The sequence below is a fragment of the Desulfosarcina cetonica JCM 12296 genome, from assembly GCF_001311845.1.
Lineage (GTDB): Bacteria > Desulfobacterota > Desulfobacteria > Desulfobacterales > Desulfosarcinaceae > Desulfosarcina > Desulfosarcina cetonica.
The window spans coordinates 1-16,192 of the sequence record NZ_BBCC01000151.1 but is presented as its reverse complement, the minus strand read 5'-3'; the positions used below and the strand labels follow the sequence as shown (position 1 = coordinate 16,192).

19 protein-coding genes and 6 pseudogenes are annotated in these 16,192 nt (G+C 60.1%); 7 read left to right on the top strand and 18 right to left on the bottom strand.

The annotated features are described in order from the left end of the window. Positions 1–44: 44 nt before the first annotated feature. The 4 genes and pseudogenes from JCM12296_RS40245 to prmA all read left to right on the top strand — a co-directional run. Positions 45–268: pseudogene (locus tag JCM12296_RS40245) on the top strand (DUF2064 domain-containing protein); the annotation flags it as partial. After that, positions 242–1,156 carry a TIGR04283 family arsenosugar biosynthesis glycosyltransferase gene (locus tag JCM12296_RS25200; RefSeq protein WP_422699178.1) on the top strand — a complete coding sequence of 305 codons (915 nt, stop codon included), beginning with the start codon at positions 242–244 and terminating at the stop codon, positions 1,154–1,156. The pseudogene JCM12296_RS40245 and the gene JCM12296_RS25200, both read left to right, overlap by 27 nt. Next, positions 1,153–2,508 (top strand): radical SAM protein, encoded by a 1,356-nt coding sequence (locus tag JCM12296_RS25195; RefSeq protein WP_083456505.1) that lies wholly within the window; start codon positions 1,153–1,155, stop codon positions 2,506–2,508. Before JCM12296_RS25200 ends, JCM12296_RS25195 begins: the two co-directional genes overlap by 4 nt. Before the next feature lie 242 nt (positions 2,509–2,750). Next, on the top strand, positions 2,751–3,452 hold the full coding sequence (gene prmA / locus JCM12296_RS25190; RefSeq protein ID WP_054699085.1) for a 50S ribosomal protein L11 methyltransferase: 702 nt from the start codon (positions 2,751–2,753) through the stop codon (positions 3,450–3,452). Between the two features lie 56 nt (positions 3,453–3,508). On the opposite strand, the gene JCM12296_RS25185 is transcribed toward prmA, so the two are convergent. From JCM12296_RS25185 to ftsE, 8 genes and pseudogenes are all read right to left on the bottom strand, one after another. After that, positions 3,509–4,231, bottom strand: a complete 723-nt coding sequence (locus tag JCM12296_RS25185; protein WP_054699082.1) for an EI24 domain-containing protein — start codon at positions 4,229–4,231, stop codon at positions 3,509–3,511. A 36-nt stretch (positions 4,232–4,267) separates the two neighbouring features. Then, positions 4,268–4,890, bottom strand: a pseudogene (locus JCM12296_RS45635) (divergent polysaccharide deacetylase family protein). A 424-nt stretch (positions 4,891–5,314) separates the two neighbouring features. After that, positions 5,315–6,202, bottom strand: a complete 888-nt coding sequence (locus JCM12296_RS45630) for a S41 family peptidase (RefSeq protein WP_246804847.1) — start codon at positions 6,200–6,202, stop codon at positions 5,315–5,317. Beyond that, entirely contained in the window at positions 6,199–6,366 is a 168-nt protein-coding gene (locus JCM12296_RS45625; RefSeq protein ID WP_246804845.1) for a PDZ domain-containing protein, read from the bottom strand. The genes JCM12296_RS45630 and JCM12296_RS45625 overlap by 4 nt, the downstream gene beginning before the upstream one ends. Further along, positions 6,342–6,692, bottom strand: a complete 351-nt coding sequence (locus JCM12296_RS45620; protein WP_246804844.1) for a S41 family peptidase — start codon at positions 6,690–6,692, stop codon at positions 6,342–6,344. Before JCM12296_RS45620 ends, JCM12296_RS45625 begins: the two co-directional genes overlap by 25 nt. Positions 6,693–6,702: 10 nt before the next feature. Further along, on the bottom strand, positions 6,703–8,184 hold the full coding sequence (locus JCM12296_RS25165; protein WP_054699077.1) for a peptidoglycan DD-metalloendopeptidase family protein: 1,482 nt from the start codon (positions 8,182–8,184) through the stop codon (positions 6,703–6,705). 7 nt (positions 8,185–8,191) lie between these two features. Continuing rightward, the gene (gene ftsX / locus JCM12296_RS25160) at positions 8,192–9,061 is read right to left on the bottom strand and encodes a permease-like cell division protein FtsX (RefSeq protein WP_054699075.1); all 870 of its coding nucleotides are present in this window, start codon (positions 9,059–9,061) and stop codon (positions 8,192–8,194) included. Positions 9,062–9,074: 13 nt separating this feature from the next. Further along, positions 9,075–9,767 (bottom strand): cell division ATP-binding protein FtsE, encoded by a 693-nt coding sequence (ftsE, locus tag JCM12296_RS25155; RefSeq protein WP_246804842.1) that lies wholly within the window; start codon positions 9,765–9,767, stop codon positions 9,075–9,077. Positions 9,768–9,982: 215 nt separating this feature from the next. On the opposite strand from ftsE, the gene pyrE reads away from it, so the two are divergent. Further along, positions 9,983–10,552, top strand: a complete 570-nt coding sequence (gene pyrE / locus JCM12296_RS25150) for an orotate phosphoribosyltransferase (protein WP_054699073.1) — start codon at positions 9,983–9,985, stop codon at positions 10,550–10,552. A 114-nt stretch (positions 10,553–10,666) separates the two neighbouring features. Here the strand turns inward: pyrE and queD are convergent, their stop codons facing one another. From queD to JCM12296_RS49430, 3 genes are all read right to left on the bottom strand, one after another. After that, positions 10,667–11,038, bottom strand: a complete 372-nt coding sequence (queD, locus tag JCM12296_RS25145; RefSeq protein ID WP_054699070.1) for a 6-carboxytetrahydropterin synthase QueD — start codon at positions 11,036–11,038, stop codon at positions 10,667–10,669. A 62-nt stretch (positions 11,039–11,100) separates the two neighbouring features. Further along, the gene (locus tag JCM12296_RS49435) at positions 11,101–11,553 is read right to left on the bottom strand and encodes a DnaJ C-terminal domain-containing protein (protein ID WP_306304120.1); all 453 of its coding nucleotides are present in this window, start codon (positions 11,551–11,553) and stop codon (positions 11,101–11,103) included. After that, positions 11,532–12,215: a DnaJ domain-containing protein gene (locus tag JCM12296_RS49430; protein WP_306304119.1), complete on the bottom strand. Its 684-nt coding sequence runs from the start codon at positions 12,213–12,215 to the stop codon at positions 11,532–11,534. Before JCM12296_RS49430 ends, JCM12296_RS49435 begins: the two co-directional genes overlap by 22 nt. Positions 12,216–12,301: 86 nt before the next feature. On the opposite strand from JCM12296_RS49430, the pseudogene ubiE reads away from it, so the two are divergent. Then, positions 12,302–13,020 (top strand): annotated as a pseudogene (ubiE, locus tag JCM12296_RS50820) (bifunctional demethylmenaquinone methyltransferase/2-methoxy-6-polyprenyl-1,4-benzoquinol methylase UbiE). Positions 13,021–13,125: 105 nt separating this feature from the next. Here ubiE and JCM12296_RS49895 read toward each other — a convergent pair. Then, positions 13,126–13,614, bottom strand: a complete 489-nt coding sequence (locus JCM12296_RS49895) for an FGGY-family carbohydrate kinase (RefSeq protein ID WP_340147878.1) — start codon at positions 13,612–13,614, stop codon at positions 13,126–13,128. Positions 13,615–13,771: 157 nt separating this feature from the next. Between JCM12296_RS49895 and JCM12296_RS49890 the strand changes: the two genes are divergently transcribed. Then, positions 13,772–14,020, top strand: a complete 249-nt coding sequence (locus tag JCM12296_RS49890; protein WP_340147877.1) for a hypothetical protein — start codon at positions 13,772–13,774, stop codon at positions 14,018–14,020. Here the strand turns inward: JCM12296_RS49890 and JCM12296_RS49885 are convergent. From JCM12296_RS49885 to JCM12296_RS40235, 6 genes and pseudogenes are all read right to left on the bottom strand, one after another. Continuing rightward, positions 13,928–14,275, bottom strand: a pseudogene (locus JCM12296_RS49885) (FGGY family carbohydrate kinase); the annotation flags it as partial. The gene JCM12296_RS49890 and the pseudogene JCM12296_RS49885 sit on opposite strands and share 93 nt — an antisense overlap. After that, a pseudogene (locus JCM12296_RS49880) lies at positions 14,265–14,636 on the bottom strand (FGGY family carbohydrate kinase); the annotation flags it as partial. The pseudogenes JCM12296_RS49885 and JCM12296_RS49880, both read right to left, overlap by 11 nt. 3 nt (positions 14,637–14,639) lie before the next feature. Then, positions 14,640–15,644 carry a glycerol-3-phosphate dehydrogenase subunit GlpB gene (glpB, locus tag JCM12296_RS25125; protein WP_172684092.1) on the bottom strand — a complete coding sequence of 335 codons (1,005 nt, stop codon included), beginning with the start codon at positions 15,642–15,644 and terminating at the stop codon, positions 14,640–14,642. After that, complete coding sequence (locus tag JCM12296_RS40240) at positions 15,590–15,838, bottom strand: hypothetical protein (protein ID WP_054699067.1); 249 nt, start codon at positions 15,836–15,838, stop codon at positions 15,590–15,592. The genes glpB and JCM12296_RS40240 overlap by 55 nt, the downstream gene beginning before the upstream one ends. Continuing rightward, the gene (locus tag JCM12296_RS48125) at positions 15,829–15,957 is read right to left on the bottom strand and encodes a hypothetical protein (RefSeq protein WP_281492153.1); all 129 of its coding nucleotides are present in this window, start codon (positions 15,955–15,957) and stop codon (positions 15,829–15,831) included. The genes JCM12296_RS40240 and JCM12296_RS48125 overlap by 10 nt, the downstream gene beginning before the upstream one ends. Beyond that, positions 15,950–16,192: pseudogene (locus JCM12296_RS40235) on the bottom strand (anaerobic glycerol-3-phosphate dehydrogenase subunit A); the annotation flags it as partial. The gene JCM12296_RS48125 and the pseudogene JCM12296_RS40235, both read right to left, overlap by 8 nt.

Genomic DNA, 16,192 nt, shown 5'->3' with positions numbered 1-16,192 from the left:
GGGGTGCGGCTCGTTTCTGTCATGCCGACGGCGACGCCGCCCACCTGCAGCGCTGGCTGGGTGGGAAAGACCTGCAATACACGCCCCAGGCCAACGGCGACCTGGGCCGGCGCATGGCCACGGCCATCCAGGACGCTTCCAGGGGGGAGCCGCGCGGGTCGTGCTGGTGGGCACGGACATTCCCGCCATGTCGGCCACGATCTTAAAAAACGCTTTCGCCGGCTTGGCGCATCACGACCTCGTGCTGGGCCCCAGCCGCGACGGCGGATACTGGCTGGTGGGCCTGACCCGCCCGCTGAACCTCTTCGACGGCATCGCCTGGAGCACGCCCGATGTTTTGTCCGCGACTCTCAAATGGGCCGAACAAGCGGGCATCCAGCCGTTTCTGCTCGAACCGCTCGCCGACCTGGACACCCCGGCGGATCTGGATCCGCCAGTGAATCTGGAACGGATCAAGCCGCCGAAACCTTATCTCTCTGTCATCATCCCCACCCTCAACGAGGAGCGGCAGATTGGCCGGACCCTTGAAAGCGCCGCGGCAGCGGATACCGAAACCATCGTTTGCGACGGCGGCAGCACGGATGCCACCGTGGCCATTGCCCGTCGCCTGGGTGCGCGCATCGTCCATGGCCCTATCGGTCGCGCGCGCCAACAAAACCGGGGCGCGGCAGCGGCTGGCGGCGAGGTGCTGCTTTTCCTGCATGCCGACACCCGGCTGCCCCAAGACCCTGTCGCGCACATTTTCGATACCCTCATGGACCGCCGGGTCGTCCTGGGCGCCTTCCGGTTTGCCACGGATCTTTCCTCGCCGGTCATGCGCTGGATTTCTTTCTGGACCAACCAGCGCGCCGGACGATTGAAACTACCCTATGGCGACCAGGGCCTTTTCCTGCGCCGCCGTGATTTTTTCCGGGTCGGCGGCTTTCCCCAGGTCCCCATCGCCGAGGATCTCTATCTGGTCCGGCGCATGGCCCGCCGCGGCCGCATTGCCATGGCACCGGCCGCCGCCATTACCTCGGCCAGGCGCTGGCAGCGTTTGGGGCCGCTTCGGACCACGTTGGTCAACACCCTCATTGCCACCGGCTGCCTGGCCGGCATGAGGCCCCAGCGGCTGGCATCGCTTTACCGGATACCCAAAAAACGAAGAGGCGCATGAAACGCTCCAAACGACACCCCAAACCCAAAAGGCGGCCGGGCCCCTCGCCATCCCGGCCCCTGAATGCCGTCGTGGCCAACGCGCACGGTGAAATTTTCGATCTCGAAGGATTCGCCGCCGTGGGCGCCGACGGGCCACAACGCACACCGCTGACGACGGCCAACACCATCGCCATGCCCTATGGCAGCGAATTGATGTTCCTGCCCGATCGTATCCCCCTGCTCCTGGACCTGGCCAGCGGCGAAACCCGGCCCGTGCCCCACAACCCCCATGCGCCCCAAGAGCGGATTTTTCCCGTGGCGGTTTTCAACTCTCCCGGCGTGGTGCTGACCCATGTCTGTGCTTACGAAGAATGCCCCGAGTCCCGGACCCTGCCCCTGTTCGCCTACGGGGCGGTCGGCTGGCAGGACGGCGGCTTTCGCTCGGCGGCCATCGTCGTCGACCGCGAACCGCGTCAGGATCTGCGCCGTATGTCCCGGGACCGGATCGTGGCCGGGGTCGAACAGATGCGCGAACAATTACCGGATAACCGCCTGGCCCGTCACCTGGAGCTTTGCGCCCTGACCTATGGCTGTCCGGCGGGCAAGAATTTTTTCCTGGGCCGCTACGAGGCGCCCCTGCCCACATCAAGGGCCTGCAATGCCCGCTGCCTGGGATGCATCTCCCTGCAGCACGACCCCCAGTTGATCAGCAGCCAGAACCGCATCGCCTTCACGCCCTCGCCCGAGGAGATCGCCGAGGTGGCCTTGGCCCACATCCGGCGGGTCAAAAAGGCCGTGGTCAGTTTCGGCCAAGGTTGCGAGGGTGATCCACTCCTGGCGGCAAAGGTCATCGGCCCGGCCATCACCCGCATCCGTGCGGCAACGGATGCGGGCACCATCAACATGAACACCAACGCCAGCCTGCCGGAAGTGCTGGCCCCCCTGCTGGATGCGGGCCTGGACAGCATCCGGGTGAGCATGAACGCCGTGCGCGAGGCCTGTTACAACGCCTACTTCCGGCCGAAAGGATATGGTTTCGCCAATGTGCTGGAAAGCATCGATCTGGCCCTCGCCAAAGGCCGCCACGTGGCCATCAACTACCTCAATTGTCCGGGTTTCACCGATAGCCCCGAAGAGGCGGCGGCCTTGGCGGTTTTCCTGGAAAAGCACCCTGTCCGGCTGATCCAGTGGCGCAACCTCAATTTCGATCCCCGGCGCTACCTGGACAGGATGCGCCAAGCCGCCCCCATGGGGCCGCCGGTGGGCGTGGGCCCACTGCTGCGAATGATCCGCAAGCGCTTTCCCGAACTCAACTTCGGTTATTTCAATCCGCCCAAAGAGCATTTCTCAGCCCGACCGGCTGACATCTAAAGGAGACCCGCCCATGAAATGGATCGCCGCCAAGGTGACTTTCGACGGCCCGGACCGTGAGCTGGCAACGGACCTTGTGGCTGACATCTTCTACACCCTGGATCTTAAAGGGGTTGTCGTGGACGATCCGGTGATGGATCTGGATCAGGACTGGGGCGACGACGCGGTCCGCCCGCCGACGGCGCCGGGCGTGACCGGCTACTTCGCCGACACCCGGGACGCCAGCGAGAAATGCCGCTATCTTGAAACCGCCCTGGGGCAGCTTCAAACCCGTACGCATCCGCGGTCGGGTGACCTACAGCCGAATCGACGAAGCGGATTGGGCCGAGGCCTGGAAGGAGTATTTCTGGCCAGAGCGCATCAGCGAGCGCATCGTGGTCAAGCCCACCTGGCGGGACTATGCGGCCCAGCCGGAGGAAATCATCATCGAAATCGATCCGGGCATGGCCTTCGGCACCGGCACCCACGCCACCACGGCGCTCTCCATCAACCTGATCGAAACCTACCTCAAACCCGGGGATCACTTTCTGGATGTGGGCACCGGCTCGGGCATCCTCATGATCGCCGCCGCCAAACTCGGCGCCGACCATGTTTTTGGGGTGGACAGCGACAGCGTGGCCGTGACCGTGGCCGAAAAGAACCTGGGCGTCAACAAGATCGCCGATTTCCGGCTCCTGGCCGGCAACCTGGTGGATGAGGTTAGGGAAACCTTCGACGTGGTGGCGGCCAATATCCTGGCCGAGGTGATCCTAGTGCTGCTGCCGGCGGTTGCCCGAGTGCTGAAAGAGGGCGGCACATTCATCTGCTCGGGCATCATCACGGCCAAAAAGGAGGTGGTCCGCGAGGGGCTCACGGCCCATGGCTTCAACGTGGTCGAACTCCTGGAAAAGGACGGATGGGTGGCAATCGCTTGTCGGAAGGCCACGGCGGCAAACAACCGCTGATCGGCGCCCCGCCGTCATTTACGCGGAGGGTGCCGACGGAGCCTTAGACGGACTTTTCAAGCCGTCTTGGAATCGTGGTCGAGATGATAGAGCGTCGCACCCACCGGCGCAAAACTGAGCAGCAGGAGATTCAGTACCGGAATCAGAAAGGGCAAGCCAAATCCCAGATGGAATGGCAGGCTGTGTCCGAGGCTTCTGAAGCGTGTCTTGAAGGGCTGAAGATTACGCGCCGGCACGAGATCGGTGTTGTCCCAGGCCAGGAAAATCACCGCCACCAGCGGACCGACGACGGTCAGCACGGGGCCCAATGGGGTGAACCAGCCCAGCACCATGATCAACAGGGTCAGCACAACGGGGAAGATGTTGCGTGGGAGTTCCTGCCGGAGCAGGAAACCCAATTGGGTTATGACCGGCACCTGGGGTGCCGTGGCTTTTTGGCCGGTGACCAGGCGCTCGGTGATGCGGGACATCATGTCCATGATCAAGACGGCGAAAAGGACCTGACTCAAGAGATAAGAAATCACCGCCGCAATCCCCATCAGCAGCAGTGAAAGCAGCCAGGACGCCAAATACCAGGCCCAGACGAACCAGGCGCTTTCCGGTCGTTGCCACAACAGGGCAAGGATGTCGGCATGTTTGGCCAGGATCAGACCGGACAATCCCAAGGTTAAGAGCGCCACGACAAAAAATCGCAAAAGCCCCAGCATCAACAGCCGAGGCGTCTTTATCCCCAACCAAAACCCTTTGATATTGTATATGATGCCTGAAAACAACGTCATCGATCGACTTTCCCTTGAATAACCTTCGCCGGCTGTTCAGCCTTCCTGAAGGGCCACCACCTGGGAGGCGTGGGTGAAGAGAACGGCACCCCTCAATTCCGGCAGCATCTCCTTGAGGACCTTGAGGGTTACCGGATGCGGATGGGCGATGCCGATGGCGAATCCCTGCTCCCTGGCGCGTTTGATCAGCAGCTTGAGCTGCTTGCGCACAAATTCCGGCGTCTGCTCGTGATCGAGAAAAACATCCCGTTCAGCGAAGGGCAGCTTCAGCAGCTCCGCCGAGGCCGGCAAAGCGTATCGGCGGAGGTGCGGCTGTCCACAAAAAAGAGATCCCGTTTTTTAAGGATCGTGAAAACCTGGCGCATCCGATCCGAGGAGGCGGTCAGCTTCGAACCCATGTGGTTGTTGACCCCCCTGGCCCCGGGCACGCTGGCCAGATCGGCATTCAGCTGGGCGATCAGTTCGTCGGGGCTCATGCTGGCCAGCAGCGCACCGGGTCCCGGATTGACGGCCGGATAATTGGCCGGTTCCATGGGCAGGTGCAGCATGATCTCCACATCCTTCTCACGGGCCTTGGCGATGATACTCTGATTAAACCTGCCCTGGGGAAGCACGGAGAAGGTCAACGGCACGCCCAACGAAAGGAAGCCATCGGCCATCTTGCGGTCATAGCCGATGTCATCGATGATGATCGCCACCGGGATTCCGTCGGTTACCGGTTTGACCCTTTTAATGGGCGGTGGCGGTGGCACCGTTTCGCGGTGGAATGCTTCGTAGTCGGGCACTGAATGGTGAACCACCTCCGGCGGCATGGCCGGTTTGGGCTTAATGACGGGCCGCGGAACCGGTTTATTCACCGGAACCGGCTTTGGCGTGGGCGTCGTCGATTTGGCGGCCGGCATGGGTACTGCCGCCGGGCGCATCAGCATCCGATGGGCCAACAGCCCGGCGGTAACCACGAGACAGACAATCAAGGCCAGCCCGGCCACGACTTTCATCAACTGGCGTTGCAGCGCGCCGGAAGCGGATTTTTTCCTATTTTTTCGAGCCCGGGGTTTTGGTTTTGGCTTGACCGGGCCTTTCTTAGCCATTTTTCAGATCTTTGAAAATATCGTAGCTGATCAGGATATCCAGCGCCCGCAGGACCTGGTTGTCGCCGAGCAGGGTCTTCCGATCCAGCGGGCTGTGCTTGGCTTTGAAACGCTTCAAGGCCGGCGGATCCTCCGGCGCGGGAGCCTCCTTCTTTTCCGGGGCCTGTTCCTGAAGCATGGCCTCGGAACCATCGTCCGGCTCGGCGTCCAGATGGTTTTTGAGGTCCTTCTCCTTGATCATCCGTTCGGTCGGCACGTCCGCCTCGGCGATGACATTTGGCTTGACCACGACATCCGGTTCGACGCCCTTGGCCTGAATTGACCGACCGGACGGCGTATAGTAACGGGCGATGGTGAATTTAAGGCCATAGCCGTCCCTCAGGGTCTCCACCGTCTGCACCGAACCCTTGCCAAAGGAGGTGGTTCCCAAAATGAGGGCACGCTTGTCATCCTGCAGGGCGCCGGCCACAATCTCCGAAGCGCTGGCACTGCCGCCGTTGATCAGCACCACGATGGGATAGTTGCGTTTGACCTCATTGGGGTGGGCCTTGAACACCTTGGTGTTCTGGCCATCGCGGCCCTTGATGCTGAGAATTTCTCCCGAATTCAGAAAAAGATCGGAAACTTCAATCGCCTGGTTGAGAATCCCGCCGGGATTGTCCCGTAGGTCCAGCACCAGCCCCTTGAGGGGGGTACCACTGGATTCCATGGCATCCAAGGCCTGGATCAGGTCGCTCGTGGTATTCTCGCGGAAGTTGGTGATCCAGACGTAGCCATATCCGGGTTTGAGCAGCTCGGCCTTGACACTATAGATGGGAATCACATCCCGGACCAGGCTGAATTCCAGGGGCTCCGATGCGCCCTGGCGTAAGATGGTCAAGACCACCGTGTTCCCTTGGGACCGCGCATGCGCTTGACCGCATCCCGCAGGTCCTCGGTGACCGTGCCGTCAACCTTGATGATTTTGTCGCCGGCCTTCACGCCGGCGCGATAGGCCGGTGTGCCCTCGATGGGGGAGATCACCGTGACCAGGTTGTTGCGCATGGTGACGTGAATCCCGATCCGGTGAATTCACCCTGGGTATCGATCTGAAGTTCCTTCAGGGCCTCCGGCGGCAAAAGCGAACTGTGCGGATCAAGGCTGTGCACCATGCCCTGGATGGCCGCTTCGATCATCTTCTGGGTGTCGACTTTGTCCACGTAATTTTTCTGCAGCAGCTCGATGACGTCGGAAAAGAGCTTCAAGCCCTTGTAGGTATCCTCATTGCTGGCCGACAGATCCCGGTAGAAACCATGTCCCAGTATCAGGATGGCTGACACGAGTACGATGGTCACCCACAGTTTGAGGTGTCGGGTAGTTTTGGCTGTCATTGTTTCTCCTTTAGCCTTTCTTTATCCAGCCCAAGGGGTTTATCGGTTTTCCATGGTGCCGGATCTCGAAATGCAGGCCGGCCCCCTGGAGCGACCCACTGTCACCCAATGTGGCGATTACTTCTCCGGTTTCCACCGGATCTCCTTTTGACTTGAACATCTCTTCCAGGTGAGCATAAACGGTATAATAGTGGTCTCCATGATCGATAATGATCATGTTGCCAAACCCTTTGAACCAAGATGAAAAAAGCGTCTTGCCGCGATGCACGGCGCGGATGGGCTCGCCTCTTTCCGCTTTGATATTAATCCCGCTTTGGAAATTGGTCACATTAAATCGACGGTCGGTATAGGGACCGAAAAAAGATACTACTCTACCGTTGACCGGCATCATTAGCAAGCCCTTAAGCGCCGCAAAGGGTTTCCCCGGCTTGGGTGGCGTCGCCGGCGCCGTTTCCGACGGGGCTGTCAGCGGCGCCGGCTTGGTTCGCAGCGACGCGGTCGGTGGGGAGCGCTTCAGCTCGGCGATCTTGCGGTTCAGTTCGCGGGTGGCGGCCTCAAGTGAAGCGATGGCCGCCAATTGAAGCGATTTCTTGCTTCGGATTTCCTGCAGCAAGGCCTCCCGCCGGGTTTGCTGCGCTTTCAAGGCATCCATTTTGGCGCTCAGTTCGGCGGACCGGGACTGCTTCTCATTTTTTTTGGCCACCAGTTGATCGATCAGTTGCTGCATTTGCGCCTTATCCCGGGCCAGCCGGTCCATGGCCGATGCATCATACAGCAAAATTTGCTCCATGGCCCGTTTGCGTGAAAAAAAATCGAATACCGAGTCCGCCGAGGCGAGAACATGGAATTTTCCCAGCCAACTGAGTTTGTACAGGGCCACAAGCCGATCGGCGATATAGGTTTCGGTGGTTTTCGCCCGCGCTTCGAGTTCCCGGTAGTGTGCCTCGATGGTTCCCATCTGTTCGTCAAGCACCTTCAATTCCGCGGCAATCTGGGTGACCCGCTTGCGCACCTGGTCCAGGGACCGATCCGTGTCGTCCAGCGCATTGACGATGGCGGTCTCTTTTTGGGTGAAAGCCGCCACCTGCTGCCGCGATGTCTTCAGCTGCCGCGCCAGATCCTTTTTCCGTTTTGCGGACACACTCGGGGAGGCCTCCTTGCCGGTGATGCGCGCGGGGTCGGCCAACCGTAGATAGCCTTTGCGGTTGATGACAAACCCGATCTGTTCCCCGAACCGGATGCGGACCCATTCACCCGCCTGGGCCAGCACCTCTACCCGGGCTCCCCGGGGCAGCATTGCCATCACGGGGTGTTGTTGGCCGGGGCCGGCGCGCAGGTTGAGCCTGGACACCAGAACGGTGGCTTGACGCGCCTCACCGGCGGCTGGCATGGCGCCGGCAAGCCAGACACCCCAGCAGCCGATCAACACCGCTACCAGACAGCGTCGCAGCACCGCTTGTCGGGACGTTTTTGGGAAACCGGTCCGCTGCATCACCGCTTCATGAACTGTTTGAGCGAAAAAAGGAGCCCAACAACCCGATTACCATTCCACCACCGATGATCCCGCCGCAAAACGACAGCGGAAGAAAACGGATCAGAACCATCTCGGCGGAAAGATTCTGCTGGAACTGGGACCCGACCGCCGAAAAGGCGGCATACAGCAGCGCAATGCCGATCAGGCTGCCCATGAGTCCCTGGATCAGCCCCTCCAGATAGTACGGCACTTTTATGAAGGTGTCTGTCGCGCCCACCAGCCGCATGATCTGGATCTCCTCCCGCCGGGAATAGAGCACCAGCCGGATCGTATTGGCCGTAATGAACACCGTGGCCATGAAAAACAGCGTTCCCATGCCGTATCCGGCCAGCTTGAACAGGTTAAAAAAATTAGCGAAGCGTTCAATCCACTGCTGCCCATATTCCACCTCCGCCACCGAGGGCAGGCCTTCGATGCGTTGGGCCAGAAGCTCGATTTTTTCCGGCGAATGGGAGTCACTCACCAGGGTCACCTCAAAGGCGTCGGGAAGCGGGTTTTCCTTCAGGTTGTCAAGCAGCGAAGACTGTCGCGGCATGCGCTTTCTCATCAGCCGCAGGGCATCCGCCTTGGAAACAAAGTGGATATCCTGGATGCCGTCAAAGGCTTGCAACCGATGGCCGATCTCCAGGCGTTGGGTTTCGGTGGTTGCCGGCGCCAGGTAAACCATGATGCGAATCCCTTTTTTCCAGGCATCGAAAAGATCCTGCACATTGAGGAAAAAGAGACCGAAGGCGCTGACGATCAACACGGAGAGGGCCATGGTAATGATCGTGATCGCATTGAGAAAGCGATTCTCCAGGATATCTTTAATGGCGCGTTGGATAGACGAACGCATTATCCTGCCCTTTTCAAATATCCGCCGGCAAGTCGAGCCGGCCCTGACGCAGCTGAAGCACGCGCCCGTTGCCGCGTTCCAGCAGTGATCGGTCGTGGGTGGCCACCACGACGGTTGCGCCGCGATGGTAAAACTGGTCGAGCAGGTCGAGAATGGTGGCTGCCGAGTCATCATCCAAACTGCCCGTCGGTTCATCGGCCAGGATGATGGTCGGGTCGCCGACAACGGCCCGAGCCACGGCAACGCGCTGCTGCTCACCGCCGGAGAGACTGGGCGGATAAGCGCTCAACCGGTCCTTCATGCCCACCACGCGCAGCATGCTCTTGACCTTTTTTTCCACCATGGCGCGCTGTTGCCCGCGCGCCTCCAGCACCAAGGCGACGTTTTCGTAAACCGTACGCGTGGGAATCAGCTTATAATCCTGGAAAATAATGCCAAATTTACGTCGCAGAAGGGGAATGCGGCGATGGGAGATGCGCGAAAGATTCATGCCGTCGACGATGATCTGCCCTTCGGAAACCGGTTCGGCCAGGTAAAGGAGCTTGAGCAGGGTCGATTTTCCCGCGCCACTGGGGCCACTGATATAGAGAAACGCGTTCTTGACAATGTCCAGGGTCACATCCACCAAGGCTTGCTTGGCCCCATAGCGCTTGTGGACATGAAACATCCGGATCACCGCATTTTTCTCTTTTGATTCAAGTGGCACGCGGCTGAAAGCTCCTCTGGGTTTGGCATTGACCGGCATCCCGCCACCTGTTAAGAGACCGTTACGCTCAAGGAGTGCTGTTCCCAGTTTTCCTTGCGAAGCCTCCACTGAATCCCAATGACGGGCTTCTTCCAGTTCGGTGGAGGCTTTTTTATCTGAAAAACCTCTTGAAATCAATTATTTCTTGGAAATCCGGCGGCCAGGGAGGCGCCTCCATGAAAAATGAACTGATTCGACTGTTGTGTCAAAAATCCTTTAAGTATACCGAAACCCCCACGTTCAAACTGGTTTCCGGCCGTATGAGCCGTTTCTATGTGAACTGCAAACCCACGACCTTGAGTGCCCGCGGCATGTTTCTCACCGGCCACCTGATGTTCTCCGCCATGCGTGACAGCGGTGCAGCGGCCGTCGGCGGCCTGACCTTCGGGGCCGATCCCATCGCCATGGCCACGGCTTTCGCCTCTGAGCTGCAGGGCCAGCCGATCAACGCCTTTTCGATTCGCAAGACCCAGAAGGATCACGGCATCGTCAAATGGATCGAAGGCGACATTCCTGCCGGCGAGAAAGTCGTGGTCATCGACGATGTCGCCACCACCGGCGGCTCGACCATCAAGGCCATCGAGCGGGCCCGTGAAGAAGGCTTGGACGTCGTTCGAGCCATCGTTCTGGTGGATCGCCAGGAAGGGGGCATGGACAACATCCGCGGTCAGGTTCCCGACGCCACGGCCATCATTACGCGGGATGAGTTGGTGGCCTGTTGGAAAACCCTGCAAACACAATCGTGACGGGTTCATAAAGCAAAAAGGGGGCCGGCGGGAAAAATTCTCCGAACCAGCCCCTGTGGGTATCGATTTGCGGGTGTCGTGGCAGGCGATCGCGCAGAAATTGGCGTGTGGCGATTACTCCGGGAAATAGGTGGCGCAAGCGTCATCGGATTCCCAGGTCGTGACCCGGCTAACACGAATACCGGGTTCGTCGATCATCTCCTTCAGGCTGTTGGCAATGTAAACCGCCAGGATTTCCGAGGAGGGCGGATCTTTCTCGAAATAGGGCAATTCGTTAAGAAACTGGTGATCGAGGCGCTTCATGATCTCCTTGACATAACCCTTGATAACGCCGAAATCGATCAACACGCCGGCCTCATTGAGGCGCTCTCCTTTTACGCACACTTCCACCCGCCAGTTGTGGCCATGCAGATTTTCGCATTTTTTGGCCACCATGGTCAGTTGATGGGCGGCGGAAAAGTGGTTGAGAATTTTCAACTCGAACATGATGGCTGCGCTCCTGTAGATCTATCCTCAGCCCATTTGGCCTCAGCCCAATTGACCGCAACTCAATTGGCTGCCCGGGTGGGGCCGCTCTTAAGGATGTTTTTCAACTTGCTGGTGAATTTGTTTTCTTCCAGGGCGGCAAACTCCTTGAGCAACGCCACCTGCTTTTTGTTGAGGTGGGTGGGGGTCTTGATATTGACCTGAACAATCTGGTCACCCCGGTGACCGTTGCGCAGGGAAGGGATTCCCTCGCCGCGCACACGAAAGACATCACCCGGCTGGGTTCCCTTGGGAATTTCCAATTGGGTCTCGCTTTTAAGCGTGGGAATCGTGATCGTGTCGCCCAGGGCGGCCTGGACGAAGGAGATGGGAATCTGGCAGATCACATGGGTGTCTTCCCGTTTGAAGAATTCATGGGGCTGGGCATGGATAAAGACATAAAGATCACCCATCGGTCCCCCTTGGGCACCGGCTTCGCCCTCGCCGGTCAGCCTTAGCCGGGAGCCATTGTCCACGCCGGCAGGGACCCTGACGGAAACCTTCTTTCGGGCCAAAATTTTCCCTGGCCATGGCAGGTGGCGCAGGGGTTGGCGATGACTTGGCCCTGGCCGCGGCAATGCCCGCAAGTGGTACGGACGGTGAAAAAGCCCTGACTGCGGCCGATTTGTCCCGTACCCCCGCATTGGGGGCAGGTTTCGACACCGGTTCCCGGGGCGGCCCCGGTTCCGTTACAGTCGGAACATGTTACCGCCTTCTCCACATCGATCTCTTTTTCCGTGCCAAAGGCCGCTTCCATAAAGGAAAGCTGCATGTCATAGCGTAGATCCGCACCCCGCCGCACCCGGCTCCTTGAGCGGCGCCCGCCGCCAAAACCAAAAAAATCCTCGAAAATATCGCCGAAGCTGGAGAAGATATCCTCGAAGCCACCAAAGCCGGAAAAACCGGATCCCTCAAGCCCCTGGTGGCCATACTGGTCATAGATCTGGCGTTTTCGGGCATCCCGGAGGACATCGTAGGCTTCGGCGGCCTCCTTGAACTTCTCTTCGGCTTCGTGGTCACCGGGATTTCTGTCCGGATGAAATTTCAACGCCAGCTTGCGATAAGCTTTTTTCAAACCCGCGTCATCGGCGTTGCGCTCAACGCCAAGCACGGTATAGTAGTCTCGTTTGGCTGCCATGGATCGTCCTGAAACGTTACTCCTTCGTGTTGTCACCGAGGGGATGTTATGTTAATCCTACCGCTTTTAAATGATGATCAAACTTAATGCAAGTTGAAAGGATGTCAATGGAAACCCGGGAGCTTCCCTTTGTGCGCGACATGTTCGACAGCATCGCCCCGCGGTATGATCTGCTCAACCGGTTGCTGAGCCTTCGCCAGGATGTGTCCTGGCGGCGAAAAATGATTGCCGCCTTGGACCTTCCCGCAAACGGCCGAATCCTGGATGTGGCCTGCGGTACCGGGGATGTCGTTCTGGAGATATATCGTCAGAAAGGCGCTCGGGTTAAGGTGGCGGGACTGGATTTTTCGCCGGGCATGCTGCGCCTGGCCAGTGAAAAGATCCGCCGCTGGCCGACCGCCGCCCTTTTGGCCGGCGATGCCCTGGCGTTGCCATTTGGCCGGTCCACGTTTGATGCGGTGACGATTGCCTTTGGCATTCGGAATATCCAGGACAAAAAAAGGCCCTGGCGGCATTTCATGAAAGCCTCAAATCCGGCGGCATGCTCCTGGTCCTGGAATTGGCCACCCCCAAGCCCGGCCGTCTGCGCGACGCTTACCTGGCCTATTTTCAGCGGGCCCTGCCAGCCATCGGCCGCCTGTTTTCAAGGCATCACTTCGCCTATTCCTACCTGCCCGAATCCGTGGCCCGGTTTCCCACGGCGGATCGCTTCCTGGCGATCATGCGCGAGGCCGGTTTCCATCGGGTCGGCTGCCGGCGGCTGACGTTGGGGATAGCCAATCTCTTCGTCGGCCGCAAGCCTTGACGGATTCGTAACAAGCCCGATACCGGCGCTGCGCGAATCCTCCGTCGCTGCGGCGTACGCAAAAGTACGCCTCCCTCCTTAAGGATCCGCAAGCCTTGACAGCGATCAATCCACCCAGTCAAAGGTTCGCTGCACCGCTTTCCGCCACCCCCGGATGCCGGCCTGGCGGACCGCATCGGTCATTTGCGGCTGCCAGGTCCGATCTACCGACCAGTACTTTTTCAGCGACGCCATGGAGTCCCACAAGCCGATGGCCAACCCCGCCGCATACGCGGCACCCAGGGCCGTCGTTTCGGTGATCAATGGCCGGATCACGGGCACGTCCAAAAGATCGGCCTGGAACTGCATGAGCAGTTCGTTGGCCACCATGCCGCCATCCACCTTCAGGTGGCTCAGCTCCACGCCAGAATCTTTTTTCATGGCGGTCATGATATCCAAGGTCTGATACGCATTGGCCTCCAGCACGGCACGGGCGATGTGGCCCTTGTTGACGAAACGCGTGAGGCCGGCGATCACCCCTCGGGCATCGGAGCGCCAATACGGCGCGAAGAGTCCGGAAAACGCTGGCACAATGTAAACCCCCCCCGTTGTCATCCACGCTCCGCGCCAGGGATTCCACCTCGGGCGCCGAACGGATCAGCCCGAGATTGTCCCGCAACCACTGCACCAGCGCCGGCGATGGCCACCGAGCCTCCAGGCAGTATACCGGTTTCTGGCCGCTGATCTGGTAGCCGATGGTGGTGAGCAGGCCGTGGGTCGACTGGACCGGTCGCGTGCCGGTGTTGAGCAACATGAAACAGCCGGTGCCATAAGTGTTTTTGGCCTCGCCGATATCGAAACAGGTCTGGCCGACCAGGGCGGCCTGCTGATCGCCCAGCGCGCCGCAGACCGGCACCGTCGCTCCCAGGGGACCCTCCTTGAGGGTGTGGCCCCAGGTCTGTTTGTCGATGGATGGCACGATGCGGGGCAGCATCTGACGGGGAATCCCCATGGTTTTTAAAATTTCGTCATCCCAGGACAGCGTCGCAAGATCCATGAGCAGGGTCCGGGAGGCATTGGACACATCGGTCACATGGGCACCGCCGGACGCGCCGCCGGTCAGCTGCCAGATGATCCAGGTCTCGACGGTCCCGAAAAGGGCCCGGCCCCGGTCCGCCGCTTCGCGCGCCCCCGGTACGTTTTTCCAGGATCCATTTGATCTTCGGTCCGGCGAAGTAGGTGGCGATCGGCAGTCCGGTCTTTTGCCGAAACCGATCCTGTCCGCCGTCGCGGGCCAATTCCCGGCAAATCGCGTCGGTACGCGTGCATTGCCAGACGATGGCGTTGTACAGCGGCTTGCCGGTTTGCCGATCCCAGACCACCGCCGTTTCCCGCTGGTTGGTGATGCCGATGGCCATGATCTCCCGGCCAGACACACCGACCTTGCCCAGGGCACCCTTGATCACCTTGCAGGTATTTTCCCAAATTTCCATTGGATCGTGTTCGACCCAGCCGGGTTTGGGAAAGATCTGGGCGTGCTCCATCTGATCCGCGCCGACCATCCGGCCCTGCGGATCAAAAAGGATGAATCGGTTGCTGGTGGTGCCCAGATCCAGGGCGCCGATATAGGTAGCCATGGGTCACTCCTTTCGTCTGGTGGTGAAGGGAAGGGCTTGCTTGAGGGCATCAACGGCGCCCAGGGCCGTAGCCACGGCCAGGCCGGTACCGCTTTTGGTGCGCATCCAATCCTGGTGGGCCAGAATGGATCCGGCGGCATACAGATTGCCGTAAACAGGACGACCATTGCTGTCCAGCGGGCGGAATTGGTCATCCACGGCCAGGCCCGCCAGATTGATCGCGTGGCCTTCGGGAGCCAAAAACGTTTCGCGGTGCCATGCGCCGCGATGTTCCGGTTGGACCACGGGAAGATGGAGCAGGGACTCCCGGATGCCCTGGCGTTCGGCCGTGAGGCCCTTCCCCAAAAACCGCCCGGTGGCCAACAGCAGGTGGTCGGCAACAACGGTGCCCTCGGACTCCAATTTGCCGATCTGCAGTGAAAACCGCCCATCCGCCAATCGCTCCGCCGACAGGGCGCGGTGCTGAAATCGGGTATCCACGCCCAGTCGCGGCAGGTGGATATCGAACGCCTCCTTGAGCCTTACCCCGGCAATGGACGGTGGCATGGTGGGGATTTCAAAAACCGGTCGACCGAGCATCGCCTCCAGGTCCCGCAGAACGGCTTCGGGATCGTGGATGCCGAGAATCGCCGGCAAGCCGACCACCTCACAGGTTCCCAGATGGGGACGAATCGCCTCGGCCAGCTCCCGGCGGGCCTCGGCAACCGCCAGCCCATGGGCGATGTGTTCGGCGTACTTGGGACCCAAACGGTTTTCCCCGGAGAGCTCGATGGAGGCACCGGTCAGCGCGGGCCAGGCCGGTTTCAGGGTTTCCACGATTTGGGTGGCGCTGAAACCGCGCAGTCCGACCACATCGATGACCAGACAGGGCGCCTTGGTTTCCAGAGCCCGCACGCCGGCCCACATGGTCACCGGGACGCGGTAAGTGCGTTTAATGCTGCCCACCGACGTGATCAGTCGAACGTTGTGGTTCTCATGCCCCCGGTAGGGTTGGCCGGCCTCCGCCAAAAATCGGTCATTTGATCCATGGCCGAACGGATCCGCGCGATGGTCACACGTGAATAGGGATGGGCAGGGCAGGTGGCTTTCAACCGTTGGATGGCCGGCCAGGGTTTATCGACCAGGGTGCGCGGTGTTTCGTGGGTGGCGCCGTAAAGATCGAACAGGCCGCTGGCGAAAAGGGTTTCCCCGGTCAGCCCCACTTGAATCGTCGATATCCCCTCCCGGGCGGCAAACAGGCCGCCGCGCAGCCGGCCATGCCCGCACCGACAATCATGAGTTGGCAGGCTTGCGGATGTTTATCCGGGGGCTTGTCAGGCATGTTCATCCCCATCCAACCCCAGCAATCCGCAATGCAGGGCTTCCTGGAGTTCGGCCTGGGCCACCGCCTGACCCCACAAAAGCGGCTGAATCCCGCGCCAACGTTCGTTCAGAAACGTTTTAAGCTCGTCAAGGCCCTGGCTTTGGCGCAGCATTCCGCGGTTGTACATGTGGGCGGCCATGCGCAGACTGCAGAAGGCGCCCTGGCAGGGGCCTTTGCCCACGCGGCTGCGTTG